Here is a 16228-nt window from a genome sequence, read left to right as displayed (position 1 = left end):
ATGCGTCAGCTCGTCGGTCCCGGCACCGCGCTGCTGCGCCGGCTGCGCGAGCCGGCGCCCCCGCAGCCCGAGCGGTGCGAGTTCTGCGACGTCCGGCTGCCGGGCGAACACCGGCACCTGGCCGATCGCGACGAGCGCTCGCTGGTCTGCGTCTGCACGGCCTGCGCGCTGCTGCTGCGGCAGCCGGGCGCGGCCGAGGGCCGCTACCGCGGCCTGTCCGAGCGCTATCTCGCCGACCCGGAGCACCGGTTGACCGAGCAGGACTGGCAGGCGCTGCGGATCCCGGTCAGCTGCGCCTTCCTGTTCAAGGACACCGCGCTGGACCGGCTGGTCACCCTCTACCCGAGCCCGGCCGGGGCCGCCGAGAGCGAACTCGACGAGGCCGCCTCCCGGGCGCTGCTGGACGGCAGCCGCCTGGCCGCCGAGCTGGTACCGGACACCGAGGCACTGCTGCTGCGCCGCACGGCGGACGGGATCCACTGCTACCTGGTCCCGATCGACGTCTGCTACGAGCTGGTCGGGCGGCTGCGGCTGTGCTGGCACGGCTTCGACGGCGGCTCGCAGGCCCGGGCCGAGCTCGACGGGTTCTTCGCCAGGCTGGCCGAACGCACGTCGGCGTCGGTGTCGGCGGCGGCATCAGTGTCGGCGGCGGCGGCATCGTCGGCGGCATCGGTGTCGGCGGAGGCCCTGTCATGACCGAACTCGGCTTCGCCTGCACGGGCGTGCGGGCCGATGCGTACGCGGCCATGCCGACGCTGGTCTTCCGGCTGCGGATCACCGCCGCCCCGGGGGTGCGGGTGCACGCGCTCGCGCTGCGTTGCCAGCTGCGCATCGAACCGGCCCGCCGACCCTACGGCGAGGCCGAGGGCGTCAAGCTCGCCGACCTGTTCGGCGAACGCTCGCGCTGGGGAACCACGCTCAACCCGATCCAGTTCGCCCAGGTCTCGCTGATGGTCCCCGGTTTCGAGGGCGAGACCGAGACGGATCTGGTGGTGCCGTGCAGCTATGACCTGGAGGTGGCCGCCGGCCGCTACCTGCGGGCCCTCGAAGGCGGCGAGGTGCCGCTGCTGCTGCTCTTCTCCGGCACCGCCTTCGCCGGACCCGGCGGGTTCCAGGTCTCCCCGGTGCCCTGGGACAAGGAGGCGGTGGTGCGGATGCCGGTGCGGGTCTGGCAGGAGGCGATCGAGCAGCACTTCCCGGGCTGCGGCTGGCTGCGGCTGCCCGGTGAGCTGATCGACGCACTGCTCGCCTACCGCTCCCGGCGGGCGCTGCCGTCCTGGGAGGCCACGATGCGCGAACTGCTCAGCCTGGCACCGGCGGTGGCGCCGGACCTGATCGAGGAGGTGGTGCTGTGACCACGCTGCCGGCGGAGGTCGACGCGCGGTTCGCGGTGGCCCGGCAGATCGCCGACGCGGTGCTCTTCGAGGGCTATGTGCTCTACCCCTACCGGGCCTCGGCGGCCAAGAACCGGCTGCGCTGGCAGTTCGGCGTCCTGGTCCCGCCCGGCTACGGGCAGGACAGCGCCGAGCACAGCGGACAGCGCACCGAGTGCGTGATGGAGCCGAAGCGCGGGGCCGCGCTCGCGGTGCAGCTGCGGTTCCTGCGGGCCCAGCAGCGCACCGTCCAACGCGCCCTGCCGGACGGCCGGTTCGAAACCGTGCCGGAGCTGGAGCTGGCCGACCGGGTGCTCCAGCCGTGGCACGAGGGGATCGAGGAGCGGATCGAACTTCTGGTGCCCATCGAGCAGTTGGCCGAGGAGGGGGTGCTGCACCCGTTCCGGCTGGCGGCCGGGGAGGAGCAGGAGCCGCTGCACGAGGACGGCGCGCTCGTCGGGCGGCTGCTGCGCCGGCGCGAACAGCTGGACGGCGTCCTGCGGTTGCGCACCGAGGAGATCCCGGGCCCCTACCGGGCGGTGCGGCTGACCGCGGAGGTGGCCAACACCTCGCCCTGGCTGCCGCCGGCCGACGGGCGGCGGGAGGAGGCGCTGCCCTACTCGCTGGTCTCCGCGCACCTGCTGCTCGGCCTGGACCGGGGCGCCTTCCTGTCCGCCACCGACCCGCCGCAGTGGGCCCGGGCGGCGGTGGCCGAGTGCCGCAACGAGCACACCTGGCCGGTGCTGGTCGGCGGCGCGGGGCGCGAGGACGTGGTGCTCTCCTCGCCGATCATCCTGGAGGACCACCCGCAGGTGGCCCCCGAGAGCCCGGGCGCGCTCTACGACGCCACCGAGATCGACGAGATCCTCGCCCTGCGCACGGCCGCCCTCACCGACCGGGAGAAGCGCGAGGCGCGGGGCACCGACGAGCGGGCCGGCGCGGTGATCGACCTCGCCGACTCGATGCCTCCCGAGGTGCTGGAGCGGCTGCACGGCGCGGTGCGCGCGCTGCGCGAGGTCACGGCGCCCACCGCCGGGCCGGAGCAGCCCTGGTGGGATCCGGGCAACGACAGCGAGGTCGACCCGGACCGGGATCAGGTGGTGGTGGACGGCCGCTCGGTGGGCGCGGGCAGCCGGGTGCTGCTCAAGCCGGGGCGGCGGCGCACCGACGCCCAGGACCTGTTCCTGCACGGGCGCACCGCGCTGGTGGAGGCGGTGCTGCACGACGTGGACGGCTCGGTGCACCTCGCGGTGACCGTCGAGGGCGATCCGGGGGCCGACCTGTGGCGGGCCCAGGGGCGGTTCCGGTACTTCCAGCCGGACGAGGTCGCCCCGCTGGAGGAGTCATGACGCAGCGTCAGGTCGACTCCTCGGAACGGGTGCTGGTCGCCGGGGTGGGCAACATCTTCCTCGGCGACGACGGGTTCGGTGTCGAGGCCGTGCGCCGGCTGGGGGAGCACCCGCTGCCCGCCGGGGTCGAACTGGTCGACTTCGGGGTGCGCGGGGTCCACCTCGCCTACCAACTCCTGGACGGCTACCGGATGCTGGTGCTGCTGGACGCAACCGCGCGGGGCGGGGCGCCGGGCACGGTCTATCTGATCGAGGCCGGCGACGAAGAGCCGCTGGAGCCGGCCGGGCCCGCCCTGCTGGACGGCCACCGGATGGGGCCGGACGCGGTGCTCGCCCTGCTGGCCACCCTCAGCGCCGGCACCGGCGGCACGCCGCCCGCGCGGGTGCTGGTGGTCGGCTGCGAGCCCGCCTCGCTGGAGGAGGGCATCGGGCTGAGCGCGCCGGTGGCGGCCGCGGTGGACGAGGCGGTGGCGGTGGTCAGGGACCTGCTGGCGACGGTCGGAACCGGTCAGGCGCCGGTGGGCCGGTGAGCCGGTGGTGAAGAGTTGTCGAGAGCGAGATAGAGAGGCGTCACCCATGCTGAAGGTCCTGTTCCGCGGTGCTCTGCTGGCCGCGCTCGGCGCCCTGGTCTGGCAGAACCTGCCCGACCTCAAGCGTTATCTGCGGATGCTGCGCATGTGAGGCGCGGTCCCGCCTGCCGGTACTGCTGCGAATGGCGTACCTCCCGGGCGCGGTGGCGGCGCGGCTTCGAGCCGTTGCCGCCACCGCGCTCTGTAATGGAGCCGCCCGCCGCCCGCCGCCCGCTGTCGCGCCGGTCAGTTCACGGGCCGCCTTGCCAACCGCCTTACCGAGCAACGGGGGAGAGGGTCGATGCACGAGATGTCCATCGCGCTGGCCGTCATCGAGCAGGTGGAGCGGGCGGCCGCCGAGCACGGCGCGCGGGCCGTCGAGGAGGTCCTGCTCCAGGTCGGCCAACTGGCCGGCGTGGTGCCGCAGGCACTCGACTTCTGCTACGAACTCGCCTGTGCCGACACCGTCCTGGCGGGCTCGACGCTGACCGTCGAGCCGGTCGCGGCCCGCGCCCGGTGCGCCGACTGCGGGCGCGAGTGGGCGGTGGGGATGCCGCCCGACCTGGGCTGCCCCGGCTGCGGGGGCGCCCACACCGAGCTGTTGGCCGGGCGGGAGCTGCGGATCCTTCGGGTGCGCTGGGCCGCGGACCCGGTGCTCGCCCGAGCCGACCAGGAAGGCTGAACCCGATGTGCCGTACGGTTGACCTCCAGCAGGCGGTCCTCGCCCGAAACGACGACAGCGCCCAGGAGTTGCGCACCTCGCTGGCCGCCCGCGGCACGATCGCGGTCAATCTGCTCTCCAGTCCCGGCAGCGGCAAGACCGAGCTGCTGGAGCGCGAGCTGGGACTGGCCCGGGAGCGGGGCGTGCCGGTCGCGGCGCTCACCGCCGACCTGGCCACCGAGAACGACGCACTGCGGCTGGGCCGTTCGGGCGTGCCGGTCAAGCAGGTGCTGACCGACGGGCTCTGCCACCTGGAGGCGGTGATGCTCCGCGGCCACCTGGACGGCTGGCTGCCCGAGGCCACCCGGCTGCTCTTCGTGGAGAACGTCGGCAACCTGGTCTGCCCGGCCTCCTACGACCTCGGCGAGTCGCTGCGGGTGGCGCTGGCCTCCGTCACCGAGGGCGAGGACAAGCCGCTCAAGTACCCGACGGCCTTCGGGCTCGCCCACCTGGTGCTGGTCACCAAGACCGACCTGGCGCAGGCGGTCGGATTCGACGAGGCCGCCTTCCTGGCCAACGTCCGGCGGGTCAACCCCGGCGTGGAGGTGGTGCTCACCTCCGCGCGGACCGGGCAGGGGGTGGGCACCCTGCTGGAGCGGGCGTTGGCGGTGCTGGCCGGTGGGCCGGTGCACCGCCCGGTGATGGGCCGCCCGGCCGGACACAGCCACCAGGTGCCGCTGCTGGACCACTCTTGACGGTCGATCAGTTCTCGGAGCGGCGGCGGGTCCTGGTGCGGGGGATCGTGCAGGGCGTGGGGTTCCGGCCGTTCGTCTACGGGCTGGCCACCGAGCTGGGCCTCAGCGGGCAGGTGACCAACACCGGCGAGGGCGTGCTCGCCGAGGTGGAGGGGCTGCCGGCGGCCCTGGAGGCGTTCTGCCACCGGATCGGGGCCGACGCGCCGCCGCTGGCCCAGGTGGCCGCGGTGGCGCAGGAGAGCATGGCGGTCACCGGTGGCACCGGCTTCGCCATCGTGCCCTCGCAGGTCACCGGCGGGGTCCGCACGCTGATCCCGCCGGACACCGCGACCTGCGCGGACTGCCTGGCCGAACTCGCCGACCCGGCCGACCGCCGCTACCGCCATCCGTTCATCACCTGCACCAACTGCGGCCCGCGGTTCACCATCATCACCGGCCTGCCCTACGACCGGGCCGCCACCACGATGGCCGGCTTCCCGATGTGCCCGCGCTGCGCCGCCGAGTACACCGACCCCGGCGACCGGCGCTTCCACGCCCAGCCGATCTCCTGCCACGACTGCGGGCCGCGGCTGACCCTGCGGCGGCCGGGACGGGCGCCGCACACCGGAGCCGACGTGGTCGAGCGGGCCCGTGGGCTGCTGGCGGCCGGGGCGATCCTGGCGGTCAAGGGCATCGGCGGCTACCACCTGGCCTGCGACGCGGCCGACGCCGAGGCCGTCGCCCGGCTGCGGCGGCGCAAGAACCGCGGCGACAAGCCGTTCGCGGTGCTGGCCCGCTCCCTGGCCGAGCTCGAACCGCTGGTCGGACTCGACGCGGTGGAGCGGGAGTTGCTCACCGGGCCGCAGCGTCCGATCGTGCTGCTGCGGCGCCGCCCCGGGGCGGGAGCGCTCGCCGAGGCCGTCGCGCCGCGCTCGGCCGACCTGGGCGTGCTGCTGCCCTACGCCCCGCTGCACCAGCTGCTGCTCGGCCTGCCCGGTGACCCGCCGGGCCCCGGGCTGCTCGTGCTGACCAGCGCGAACCTGGCCGGGGAGCCCATCGTCACCGACGACCGGGAGGCCCTGACCCGGCTGGCCCCGCTGGTGGACGGCTGGGTGACGCACGACCGGCCGATCCAGGTGCCCTGCGACGACTCGGTGCTGCGGGTGGTGGACGGTGAGGTGCTGCCGGTGCGCCGCTCGCGCGGCTGGGCCCCGCTGCCGGTGCCGCTGCCGGTCGCGGTGCGGCCGGTGCTCGCGGTCGGCGGCGACCTGAAGAACACCTTCGCGCTGGCCCGGGGCGAGTCGGCCTGGCTCTCCGCCCACGTCGGCGACATGGACGACCTGGCCACCCTGCGGGCCTTCGACCGCGCGGTCGCGCACCTGACGGCGGTCACCGGGGTGGTGCCCGAGCTGCTGGCCGCCGACCGGCACCCGGGCTACCGCTCGGTGCGGCAGGCGGGGCGCCTCGCGCGCGGGCGGCCGCTGGTGCGGGTGCAGCACCACCACGCCCATGTCGCGGCCGCGATGGCCGAGCACGGCCTGGACGGCGGCGAGCCGGTGATCGGCGTCGCCTTCGACGGGACCGGCTACGGCGAGGACGGTGCGATCTGGGGCGGCGAGGTGCTGCTGGCCGACTACGACGGCTTCCGGCGGCTGGCGCACCTGGGGTACGTGCCGCTGCCCGGCGGCGATGCGGCGGTGGCCCGCCCGTACCGCTCGGCGCTGGCCCAGCTGCACGCCGCCGGCCTGCCCTGGGACCCGGACCTGCCCTGCGTGCAGGCCTGCTCCGCGGAGGAACGGCGGGTACTGGAGCAGCAGTTGGCGCGCTCGCTGAACTGCGTGCCGACCTCCAGCATGGGGCGGCTCTTCGATGCGGTGGCCGCGCTCGCGGGCGTCTGCCAGCGGGCCGGCTACGAGGCCCAGGCGGCCCTGGAGCTGGAGGCCGCGGCGGTGGCGCACGGCCCGGCGCAGCCCTACGCCTTCGGCCTGCGCTCGGGCGAGGGGGCGTCGGAGGTGCTGCTGGTGGCCGAGCCGGCGCCGGTCCTGGCCGCCGTGCTGGCCGACCTGCGCGCCGGCGGCTCGGCCGGGCTGATCGCCGCGCGCTTCCACGCGGGGGTGGCCGCCCTGGTGCGGACGCTCTGCGCGGCGGTCCGCGAGCGGCACGGGGTGGACCGGGTGGCGCTGACCGGCGGGGTGTTCGCCAACGCGGTGCTCTCCTCGGCGTGCGCGCGCGGCCTGCGCGAGGACGGGTTCACGGTGCTGCGGCACCACCGGGTGCCGCCGAACGACGGCGGGTTGGCGCTCGGCCAGCTGATCATCGCGGCGCGAGCCGCCGGTTGAGAGGAGAGGATCCCATGTGTCTTGCGGTGCCCGGCAGAGTGCTGGAGATCGAGGAACGCGACGGCGCGAAGATGGCCGTGGTGGATTTCGGCGGTGTGGTGAAGGACGTCTGCCTGGAGTACCTGCCCGACCTGCGGGTCGGCGAGTACGCCATCGTGCACGTCGGGTTCGCGTTGCAGCGCCTGGACGAGGAGTCGGCCCGCCGCACCCTGGAACTGTTCGCCGAACTCGGCTTGCTGCAGGAGGAGTTCGGTGACCCCTGGGAGGCGGCGGCAGGCGCCGCGGCGAGTGCGGAGGTGCAGCGGTGAAGTATCTGGAGGAGTTCCAGGACCCGGAGCTGGCCCGCGTCCTGCTGGAGGACATCAGGGCGACGGTGACCAGGCCCTGGGCGGTGATGGAGGTCTGCGGCGGCCAGACGCACAGCATCATCCGCCACGGCATCGACCAACTGCTGCCGGACGAGATCGAGTTGATCCACGGGCCGGGGTGCCCGGTCTGTGTCACCCCGCTGGAGATGATCGACAAGGCGCTGGAGATCGCCGGGCGGCCGGAGGTGATCTTCTGCTCCTTCGGCGACATGCTGCGGGTGCCGGGCACCGACCGCGACCTGTTCCGGGTCCGCGGCGAGGGCGGTGACGTGCGGGTGGTCTACTCGCCGCTGGACGCGCTGCGGATCGCCCGGGAGAACCCGCACCGCGAGGTGGTCTTCTTCGGCATCGGCTTCGAGACCACCGCGCCACCCAACGCGATGACCGTGCACCAGGCGCGCAAGCTGGGCATCGGCAACTTCAGCATGCTGGTCTCGCACGTCCTGGTGCCGCCGGCCATCGAGGCGATCATGACCTCGCCGGACTGCCGGGTGCAGGGCTTCCTGGCGGCGGGCCACGTGTGCAGCGTGATGGGCACCGGGGAGTACCCGCAGCTGGCCGAGCGGCACCGGGTGCCGATCGTGGTGACCGGCTTCGAACCGCTCGACATCCTGGAGGGGATCCGGCGCACGGTACGGCAGTTGGAGCGCGGCGAGCACACCGTGGAGAACGCCTACCAGCGTGCGGTGCGGCCCGAGGGCAACCCGGCGGCCCGCGCGATGCTCCAGGACGTCTTCGAGGTCGCCGACCGCGGCTGGCGCGGCATCGGGGTGATCCCGCGCAGCGGCTGGCGGCTGAGCGAGCGCTACCGCGAGTTCGACGCCGAGCACCGGTTCGACGTCGCGGGGATCACCACCCGCGAATCCGAACTCTGCCGCAGCGGCGAGGTGTTGCAGGGGCTGATCAAGCCGCATCAGTGCGAGGCCTTCGGCACCGCCTGCACGCCGCGCAACCCGCTGGGCGCCACCATGGTCTCCACCGAGGGCGCCTGCGCCGCGTACTACCTCTACCGGCGGCTGTCCGCGCCCACCGCCCCGACCGCGCCCACCGCCCCGACCGCCCTGGAGGCGAGCCCCGTTGGCTGAGACCCGGACCCTGGCCGCGCCGGACTTCGCCGGCTGGAGCTGCCCGCTGCCGCTGCGCGACCACCCGCGGGTGGTGATGGGGCACGGCGGCGGCGGGGCGATGTCGGCCGAGTTGGTGGAGAACATCTTCGCCCCGGCCTTCGGCGGCGCCCAGGCAGCGCTGCGCGATTCGGCCGAGCTCACCTTGGACGGGGCCCGACTCGCCTTCTCCACCGACTCGTTCGTGGTGCGGCCGCTCTTCTTCCCCGGCGGCAGCATCGGCGACCTGGCGGTCAACGGGACCGTCAACGACCTGGCCATGAGCGGGGCCGCCGCGGCTTACCTGTCCTGCGGGGTGATCCTGGAGGAGGGCGTCGAGATGGCCCTGGTGGGCCGGGTGGCGCAGGCGATGGGCGCCGCCGCCCGGGCGGCCGGGGTCGAGGTGGTCACCGGCGACACCAAGGTGGTGGAGGCCGGGCACGGTGACGGCATCTACCTCAACACCGCCGGCATCGGCCTGATCCCGGCCGGCGTGGACCTGCGCCCGCAGCGCGCCGCGCCGGGCGACGTGGTGATCGTCAGCGGCGAGATCGGGCTGCACGGCGTGGCGATCATGAGCGTCCGGGAGGGACTGGAGTTCGGCGTCGAGATCAGCAGCGACTGCGCCGCGCTGGGCGGCCTGGTGGCGGCGATGCTCGCCGTCACCCCCGACCTGCACGTGCTGCGCGACCCGACCCGGGGCGGGGTGGCCGCCGCAGTCAACGAGATCGCGGCGGCGGCCGCGGTGGGCGTGGTGCTGACCGAGCGCTCGATCCCGGTGCCGGCCGAGGTCGCCAACGCCTGCGCGATCCTCGGGCTGGACCCGATGTACGTGGCCAACGAGGGCAAGCTGGTGGCCTTCGTGCCGCGCGAGCACGCCGAGGCCGTGCTGGCCGCGATGCGGGCCCACCCGCTGGGCGCGCGGGCGGCGGTGATCGGCGAGTGCGTGGCGGAGCACCCGGGGATGGTGGTGGCCCGCACCGCGCTCGGCGGCACCCGGGTGGTCGACCTGCCGCTCGGTGAGCAACTGCCGCGGATCTGTTAGGAATCCGGGCTGCGGTCCGGGCCGGCGGGGCGGGTGACCGTCCCGCCGACCGTTCTCGGTCCGGACGTCCCCCTACTGGCACGATCGGCCGGAAGACCCTAAGCAAGGTAGTAGAAGTTCTGACCTCCCACGGTGATGGGCTCAATGCCCACTTGTGAGACTCTGCTGAGCTGCCGCTCCCAGTCCGGCGGGGCGCCGACCCGCACCCAGAGGTCGTAGACGCCAGCCTGCTGGATCTGAGCCCCGGTCAGAATAACGCGCGTCGTGGGGTCCCCGTCCCAGGTGCATCGGTACCGCTCGGGGGCTGCGAGGTTGTCCCACCGGAACCCGGTCGTGACCAGGAGTGCCGGGGTCCGGAAGTCCTGTGGGTTCCACGGGTTTGCTGCCGGCATCGCACACATGGCTGCTTCTCCCATCCGGGGCCTTTCTCGCCGGAGACGGCTTCGCCCGGCCTGTCGGTGGCTCGATGCGGTCGAAACTCCCGCTGGCCACAAGGCCCTTGGCTCCAGGTTGGGCCGCATCCGGCGACCTCGCATCTCGGGCGCCACAACTCCGGTGAATCCGCTCGCGTTTGGCGCTCCGGACGGGTCGGGTGGCGGCGCGGGGCGGTTCGGACGGGTAGCGGCAACAGCTGAGATGCTTTCACTCCCGGTGCTCAGCTGGTGCGGTGGCAAGTCTGCGCGCCGTGCCGCTCGGCGCAAGTCGGCGGCGGCCGAACGGGCGTTCCTCGGCGCGGTGCCGCGCTCCGCGCTGCCGCGGTTGCGTAGCGGCCGGCCGGGGTGGGTACTGGTGAGGGTGCGGCCGACCGGACCGCGGCGTCCAAAGGGGCGCAGCACTGCGAGCCGGTTCCCCTGCCGCCACGGCCAGTTGGCCCGTCACCCCGCTCGGCCCCCGCGGCCCCTCGGCCCCCGCTGAGCCTGCGCGCCGTCGGCCCCACTCGGCCCGGCTCGCCCCAGCGCTGGTCCGTCCCGTCCCGTCCCGTCCCGGCCCTGGGACGCAGCCGGCTCAGCCGCTCACGCGCAGAACGCGCACACCCCGCAACCCCAGGAGGAGACCATGGGTGCGATTGCCAATGTCCTCGAAGGACTCGATCCGTCGTCGAAGCAGATGGAGGAGGCGAAGGAGGCGCTCGATGCCCTGGCGGCACTCGCCCAGACCAAGGCGGAGTACTTCCAGATGGAGATCGAGAGGTCACTCATCACGGCCGGCAGCGACCAGGACCGACGGATCCCCATCGAGGCGGTGCTGGAGAGCATCTCCCAGACCCACGCCATGGTGTCCAGCCAGGTGAAGGACATCGGCAAGCCGATCGCCGCTGCGCTCAAGTCGTTCTGCCGGGGCTCCGCGGACGAGATCATCGACGGCGTCGCCGGACTGGTCACCGAGGTCCTCCAGGACTTCCTCGGCGGGGCCGAGGGCGGTGAGGAGTCGCTGCACCGGTACGTGGTCCTGACCGAGGAGTACTCGATCGTCCGGCTCGACCTGCGGGCGTGGCAGCGCAGTGTCGAGGCGACCGGGCTCCGCAAGAGGGCGGAGAAGGTCAGCGCGTTCGTCATGGTGAAGTCGGCGGTCGACCTCAGCAAGATCGGCTTCAACACCTTCCTCTACCTGTACCGGGGTCAGTTGAACGCGATGCACATGGATCGCACCAACATCGAGAAGGCCCTCGACCGGGCCGCGCAGATCTACATCAAGTTCCACGAGGAGATGGTCCAGCTGCGCGACGACGGCCACCGGCCCGCGTTCGCCGCCGAGCGGATCCAGGAGTTGAGGGCGGACGAGTGAGTGGAGGGCGACGCGCGGACGCGGTCGCGGCCGGGGAACAACGCCCGGCCGGACCGCCCGCCGGCAAGCTCCCACGTTGTACCGGAGGGAAGAACAGCCATGTCAGATCAGTCGAACCCGCGGTTCAAGCAAGCCGCCGACCCCCTGGACCAGGTGCTCCGGACCCTGACCGCCGAACAGAAGGTGTACCTGCGGGGGGCCCGTGCCGGTGCCCCCGCTCCGGTCGGCGACCAGCAGAGCGGCCTGGAGATCGCGAACATCGCGGGGATCGCCGGACAGACGCGCGTCGTGCTGGCCCGGGGCGATGACCCCGCTGAGCTGGGCAACGAACTCAGGCGGCTGAGCACAGAGATCATCCGTCTGGGCGGTCCACCTGCCGGAGCGGCGGGGCGAGCTGCTCTCATGGCCTGGTTCCAGGCCGACGCGTCCGCCGGGCCGGCGTTCGTGAAACTGTGCGCCCAGCTGAAGGAGCGCCTGCTCGCGCTCGACCAGCAGGAGGCCGGGCGGGCGGCGGCTCCGAAGACCGAGCCACCGACCAACGAGGAGATTCTCGCCGCCGAGCTCGGGAGGCAGCTCCACGCCAACGCGCCGGGGGACGGGTTCCGGCATGTCACGGCCATTCTGGTCGTCGGTGGCAAGGTGTACCGGGGGAAGAACGCGGGCGGCGAGGTAGGGCTCGTTACTGCCGAGCTGGTCCGTCGACTGGCCGACAAGGGGGAGAAGTGGTCCATCCCCAACTGCGCCGAAGTGCACGCCCTGGACGCCTTCGTGAAGGCCAGGACGTTGGCTGACAAGGATGCCGTGACGAAGGCCCTCGAGGGCAGCAGGGCGATCATCGCCACCGTCAGCGCCAAGGGGCAACCTCTCGCCACGTGGGGCCCGTGCGGCGCTTGCGAGCAATGCCGACAGTGGCTGGAAAAGCTCGGCATCGCCATGGTGAAGGGCTGATCCGGCGGTCCCGGGCCGGGCGGCCGGTCGCACGGCCGCCCGGCCCCGGGACCGGTGGTTTCAGCGGGTGAGCAGGGGGGAGCTGCTGCCCTCCAGGATCACCCGGGCCACCAGGGCGGGGTTGTCGCCCATCGGCACATGGCCGCAGCCGGGCAGCGGGATGAACCGCGCGGCGGGCAGGAGTTGGCGGGCCCGGCGGCCCTGGGCGTTCAGCAGCAGGCGGTCCTGGGTGCCCCAGGCGATGGTCAGCGGGATGTCGGCGGGGATGCCGGTGGGGAAGTGCGCGACGTGCTCGCCGAGTCCGGCGCGCAGGGTCTGATGGAAGCCGCGGGCCTCCAGCATCGCCCGGGTGTCCAGCATCAGTTCGTCGGGGTCGAGCTGCTCGGGGCGGCCGTAGATCACCCCGAACATCAGCTTGCGGGCCTGGGGGCGCTGGGCCAGCGAGGCACGGACCGACTCGGGGGTGCGGGCGGCGAAGCGGTGCAGGCTGAGCATGCCGGCCGCGTAGAGGAAGCCGGGCCTTCGGTAGAAGCCGGCGGGGGAGAGCGCGGTGACCGAGGAGGCCAGCGAGTGCCGGGCGGCGTGCAGGGCGAACAGGCCGCCCAGCGAGTTCCCGGCCACGTGCGGCCGTTCGATGCCGATCTTGCCCAGGAAATCGGTCAGCACCGTGATCGCGCTGTCGATGGTGTAGGGCATCCCGGCGGGCAGGGTGGGCGAGGCGCCGAAGCCGGGCAGGTCGACGGCGATCACCTCGCGTTCGGCGGCGAGCAGGTCGAGCACGGGCTTCCAGCCCTGCCAGCGGTGTCCGATGCCGTGCAGCAGAAGCAGGGGCGGGCCGTCGCCCCGGCGCTCGTGTACGAGGTCCATGGGCGTGAGGATAGGCCTAAGTTACCCGCTAGTCACTGACTTGTGAGAATCCGTGTCAATAGTCTGAAAATCAGTGCCCGGCCGGGGTGACCGGCCTCCGCCGACCGGGCGCTGCGCGCGGTCTCAGGCCCGGGCGCTGCCGAGGTTCCGGTCGGCCTCGCTGCCGGTCAGCATCAGGGTGGTCTCCTCGATCCGGACGAACCGGCCGTCGGGCGCGAACTCGCCGAACAGGTAGACCTCCATGCGGACCGTGGAGCCGTCCTTCTTGGTGACGGTCACCGTGTGCCGGTCGGCGTACAGCTCGCCGCCGGTCAGCTCCTCGTGCACCTCGACCGAGCCGTGGTCGACCACCGCGCGCAGGTGGGCGATGTGCTCCAGGAACTCGGCGCGGTCGGCCCAGCTGCCGTCGGTGCGCTGGCGGTACTCCGGGGCGAAGTGGCGGTCGGCGGCCTCGTCCAGCGTGATCTCCGGGTTGAGGAGCAGGTCGGTCAGGGCGCTGGTGATGTCGGTGTGCGTGATGTCGGTGCGGGTCATGGCGGGCTCCAGGGGATCAGGGATTTTGCGTGCGCTGCGCACGCTTCTCCTGAACTGTAGCGCATAGTGCGTGCGCTGCGCACGCTTTTTCTGTCGGGGGACGAACCGGCGAGCGCGGACCACGATGGTGCCGTGGTCCGCGCTCGCCGGTTGAAGGTCGGTCCGGTTGAGGGTCAGTGGCCGTTGAGGCTCTCGCCGAGGGCGGCGGTCAGGCTGCCGTCCGCGGTGTCGCCGTCCAGCGACCAGACGAAGGTGCCGCGCAGGCCCTGCCGGCGGATGTACTGGCCCTTGATCCGGACCGAGGCCGGGTCGTCGTAGCTGGCGAAGGTGCCGGTGGCCGGGTCGTACTTGTAGGGCTCGGCCGCCGCCGGGTCCCAGTAGGTCCGGCCCGGCGCGGTGAGCACCTGGCTGTAGTTCGGCGTCGTGGCCACCCCCGCCTTGGCGGGCTGGAACAGGCCGTCGCCGTTGGGGCCGGGGGTGACGCCGGTCCACTCGTGGGCGTAGTACGGGATCGCCAGGCCGATCTGGCCGGCCCGCACGCCCTGGCTCTCGTAGTACGTGACCGCCTGGTCCACGGTGAACCGGTTGTTCGCCGGGTTCGGGTCCGCCGGGTCCTGGTGGAGCGCGGAGGAGAAGTCGGTCGGGCCGGTGTTCTCCCAGCTGCCGTGGTAGTCGAAGGTCATCACGTTGAACCAGTCGACCACCTTGGCCACCTTGCGCAGCTCCAGCTTGGCGGCGAAGGCGGGGTTGGCGGAGGTGTTCGCGGTGAGCAGGTAGTGCCCGGCGCCGGTCTGCCGGCTCAGCGCGGACAGCTGGTGGCGGAACTCCGTCATCAGCGCGGTGTAGTCGGGGGTGTCCTGCGGACCGTACGGGTTGCCGTTGCCGGGCTCACCCGGGTACTCCCAGTCGACCGCGAAGCCGTCGAAGATGCCGGCCGCGGCGCCCGCCGGCAGGCCCGGGATGTTGCCCTTGAGGTACTGGTCCACGCAGGAGGAGACGAACGTCTGCCGGCCGGCCGCGGTGGCGGCGAGCGCGGAGAACCGACCCGACCAGGACCAGCCGCCGATCGACATCACGATCTTCAGCTTCGGGTAGGCGGCCTTGAGTTCGCGCAGCTGGTTGAGGTTGCCCTTCAGTGCCTGATCCGGCTGGTCGGCCTGGCCGTCGACCGACTCATCGGCCGTGAAGGGGCGTTGGTAGTCGGCCCAGGTATCGGCACTGGCGCACTGGCCGTCTGACGATATGTCACTGAATGCGTAGTCCAGCTCGGTGAGGTGCTTGACGTCACCGCTGGTGATCAGGTTCTTCTCGAAGAAGCCCGAGTAGATGCCCCACTGGGTGAAGTAGCCGGTCAGTGCCTTCTGGTCGCCACCGCGGTGGTGCTCGCTCGCCCGGCCGGCCGCGGTGGCACTGGCGGGGGCGGCGCCCAGCAGGGCGACGGCGCAGGCCGCGGCCGCGGCGCTGACGGTGACTCGGCGGATCGCGGACGGGCGGACGGCGGAGCGGCGGGGCGCTGACATGGACTCTCCTCGGCGGGATGCCTCAAGCAGGAGCGACGGTGGGGGAATTGGCGATGCCAAGGGTGCGCTGGCCATGCGGTGGTGCCGGGTGCGGGCAGCGGGAATCGGCATTGGCATAGACCAATGAGAGGGAAGGTATAGTCCGCCGCCCGCCGGGTCAATGGCCCGCTCCCGCTGGACCTCACGCCGGCCGCCGTCCGCAAGGGCAGACCCCGCCCGCGGGTCGGACTCGCGGGCGGGGTCTGCGGGTGGGGTCCGCGGGTCTCGCGGGAGGTCAGGAGATGCCGCAGGCGATCTGGCGGGACTCCTGGTCGAGGTCGAGCGCGGGGCAGTCGGAGGAGAGATGGGTGCCGTCGCTGAAGACGAGGTCGACGTAGAGGTTCGGCTCGATGTGGTTGTTGCCGTGCGGATCGATCCGCAGCGTGGTCTGGGAGCCCTTCAGCAGCTCCCAGGGCGTGTGGTTGAGCACCGTCAGCTGGAAGGGGCCCTGGTCGCTGTACTGGTCCCAGAGGCCGAAGGTGGAGGAGATCCGGGCCGCGGTGTTGCCGTTGAGGTCCCGGACGGTGACGGTGACCAGGGTGTCCCGGTCCTTCTGGTCGTGGTCGAGGTGGACGCTGAAGTTCGCCCCGGAGAGGGTCGCGCCCGGGGCCCGGAGGCTGTGCGGGGCGACGGTGGCGGAGGCGGGCACGGTGGTCGCCGCGACGGCGAGCACGGTGCCGGCGAGCATGGAGAAGGCCTGACGAAGCCGCATGGTGACGTCCTCTCAGTGATGATTCGTCTCCATACTGCTGAATCCGAAGGGCCGTTGGCGATCGCTCGATCGGGTGATAGTAAAACCGTTGCCAGGAACGAGCGGTGGGGGGGGGGGGGGGGGGGGGGGGGGGGGGCGGGGGGGGGGCCCCCCCCGGGGGGGGGGGGGGGGGGGGGGGGGGGGGGGGGGGGGTCAGCGGGACGGTTCGGCGGTGCGGTCGGCGAGGTGTTGTTCGGCGAGGGCTTCGGCGGTGCGGCTGAGGGCGTGGAGGAGGGTGGCGAG

The 16228-nt window shown here is 73.0% G+C and carries 17 protein-coding genes; 13 read left to right on the top strand and 4 right to left on the bottom strand.

Annotated elements, in window-relative coordinates; translation table 11 throughout:
- From ACFZB9_RS32235 to ACFZB9_RS32175, 13 genes are all read left to right on the top strand, one after another.
- Positions 1 to 696, top strand: a complete 696-nt coding sequence (locus ACFZB9_RS32235) for a DUF5947 family protein (protein WP_391453261.1) — start codon at positions 1 to 3, stop codon at positions 694 to 696.
- Positions 693 to 1355: a DUF6084 family protein gene (locus ACFZB9_RS32230; RefSeq protein ID WP_391453124.1), complete on the top strand. Its 663-nt coding sequence runs from the start codon at positions 693 to 695 to the stop codon at positions 1353 to 1355. The genes ACFZB9_RS32235 and ACFZB9_RS32230 overlap by 4 nt, the downstream gene beginning before the upstream one ends.
- Positions 1352 to 2722 (top strand): hypothetical protein, encoded by a 1371-nt coding sequence (locus tag ACFZB9_RS32225; protein WP_391453123.1) that lies wholly within the window; start codon positions 1352 to 1354, stop codon positions 2720 to 2722. Before ACFZB9_RS32230 ends, ACFZB9_RS32225 begins: the two co-directional genes overlap by 4 nt.
- A complete protein-coding gene (locus ACFZB9_RS32220) occupies positions 2719 to 3252 on the top strand; it encodes a hydrogenase maturation protease (protein ID WP_391453121.1) in 534 nt (177 codons plus the stop codon). Before ACFZB9_RS32225 ends, ACFZB9_RS32220 begins: the two co-directional genes overlap by 4 nt.
- Before the next feature lie 46 nt (positions 3253 to 3298).
- Positions 3299 to 3403: a DUF6893 family small protein gene (locus ACFZB9_RS32215; RefSeq protein WP_391453120.1), complete on the top strand. Its 105-nt coding sequence runs from the start codon at positions 3299 to 3301 to the stop codon at positions 3401 to 3403.
- A 189-nt stretch (positions 3404 to 3592) separates the two neighbouring features.
- Positions 3593 to 3973: a hydrogenase maturation nickel metallochaperone HypA gene (hypA, locus tag ACFZB9_RS32210; RefSeq protein ID WP_391453119.1), complete on the top strand. Its 381-nt coding sequence runs from the start codon at positions 3593 to 3595 to the stop codon at positions 3971 to 3973.
- A 5-nt stretch (positions 3974 to 3978) separates the two neighbouring features.
- Complete coding sequence (gene hypB, locus ACFZB9_RS32205; protein ID WP_391453118.1) at positions 3979 to 4707, top strand: hydrogenase nickel incorporation protein HypB; 729 nt, start codon at positions 3979 to 3981, stop codon at positions 4705 to 4707.
- Positions 4704 to 7025 carry a carbamoyltransferase HypF gene (gene hypF, locus ACFZB9_RS32200; protein ID WP_391453116.1) on the top strand — a complete coding sequence of 774 codons (2322 nt, stop codon included), beginning with the start codon at positions 4704 to 4706 and terminating at the stop codon, positions 7023 to 7025. The genes hypB and hypF overlap by 4 nt, the downstream gene beginning before the upstream one ends.
- Before the next feature lie 14 nt (positions 7026 to 7039).
- Positions 7040 to 7333, top strand: a complete 294-nt coding sequence (locus ACFZB9_RS32195; RefSeq protein WP_391453115.1) for a HypC/HybG/HupF family hydrogenase formation chaperone — start codon at positions 7040 to 7042, stop codon at positions 7331 to 7333.
- The gene (gene hypD / locus ACFZB9_RS32190) at positions 7330 to 8478 is read left to right on the top strand and encodes a hydrogenase formation protein HypD (RefSeq protein WP_391453113.1); all 1149 of its coding nucleotides are present in this window, start codon (positions 7330 to 7332) and stop codon (positions 8476 to 8478) included. Before ACFZB9_RS32195 ends, hypD begins: the two co-directional genes overlap by 4 nt.
- The gene (hypE, locus tag ACFZB9_RS32185; RefSeq protein WP_391453112.1) at positions 8471 to 9541 is read left to right on the top strand and encodes a hydrogenase expression/formation protein HypE; all 1071 of its coding nucleotides are present in this window, start codon (positions 8471 to 8473) and stop codon (positions 9539 to 9541) included. The genes hypD and hypE overlap by 8 nt, the downstream gene beginning before the upstream one ends.
- A gap of 1056 nt (positions 9542 to 10597) precedes the next feature.
- Positions 10598 to 11326 carry a hypothetical protein gene (locus ACFZB9_RS32180; protein WP_391453111.1) on the top strand — a complete coding sequence of 243 codons (729 nt, stop codon included), beginning with the start codon at positions 10598 to 10600 and terminating at the stop codon, positions 11324 to 11326.
- Positions 11327 to 11425: 99 nt separating this feature from the next.
- Positions 11426 to 12274 carry a hypothetical protein gene (locus ACFZB9_RS32175; protein ID WP_391453110.1) on the top strand — a complete coding sequence of 283 codons (849 nt, stop codon included), beginning with the start codon at positions 11426 to 11428 and terminating at the stop codon, positions 12272 to 12274.
- Between the two features lie 60 nt (positions 12275 to 12334).
- On the opposite strand, the gene ACFZB9_RS32170 is transcribed toward ACFZB9_RS32175, so the two are convergent.
- The 4 genes from ACFZB9_RS32170 to ACFZB9_RS32155 form a co-directional block, all read right to left on the bottom strand.
- Positions 12335 to 13141 (bottom strand): alpha/beta fold hydrolase, encoded by an 807-nt coding sequence (locus tag ACFZB9_RS32170; RefSeq protein ID WP_391453108.1) that lies wholly within the window; start codon positions 13139 to 13141, stop codon positions 12335 to 12337.
- 123 nt (positions 13142 to 13264) lie between these two features.
- Positions 13265 to 13675: a nuclear transport factor 2 family protein gene (locus ACFZB9_RS32165; RefSeq protein ID WP_391453106.1), complete on the bottom strand. Its 411-nt coding sequence runs from the start codon at positions 13673 to 13675 to the stop codon at positions 13265 to 13267.
- A 173-nt stretch (positions 13676 to 13848) separates the two neighbouring features.
- Entirely contained in the window at positions 13849 to 15195 is a 1347-nt protein-coding gene (locus tag ACFZB9_RS32160) for a glycoside hydrolase family 18 protein (protein WP_391453104.1), read from the bottom strand.
- Positions 15196 to 15469: 274 nt separating this feature from the next.
- Positions 15470 to 15946 carry a hypothetical protein gene (locus ACFZB9_RS32155; protein WP_391453103.1) on the bottom strand — a complete coding sequence of 159 codons (477 nt, stop codon included), beginning with the start codon at positions 15944 to 15946 and terminating at the stop codon, positions 15470 to 15472.
- Positions 15947 to 16228: the final 282 nt, after the last annotated feature.

The sequence above is a fragment of the Kitasatospora sp. NPDC008050 genome, from assembly GCF_042957465.1.
Lineage (GTDB): Bacteria > Actinomycetota > Actinomycetes > Streptomycetales > Streptomycetaceae > Kitasatospora.
Note: the sequence above shows the minus strand (reverse complement) of the source record. Positions and strands in the feature narration are given on the sequence as shown.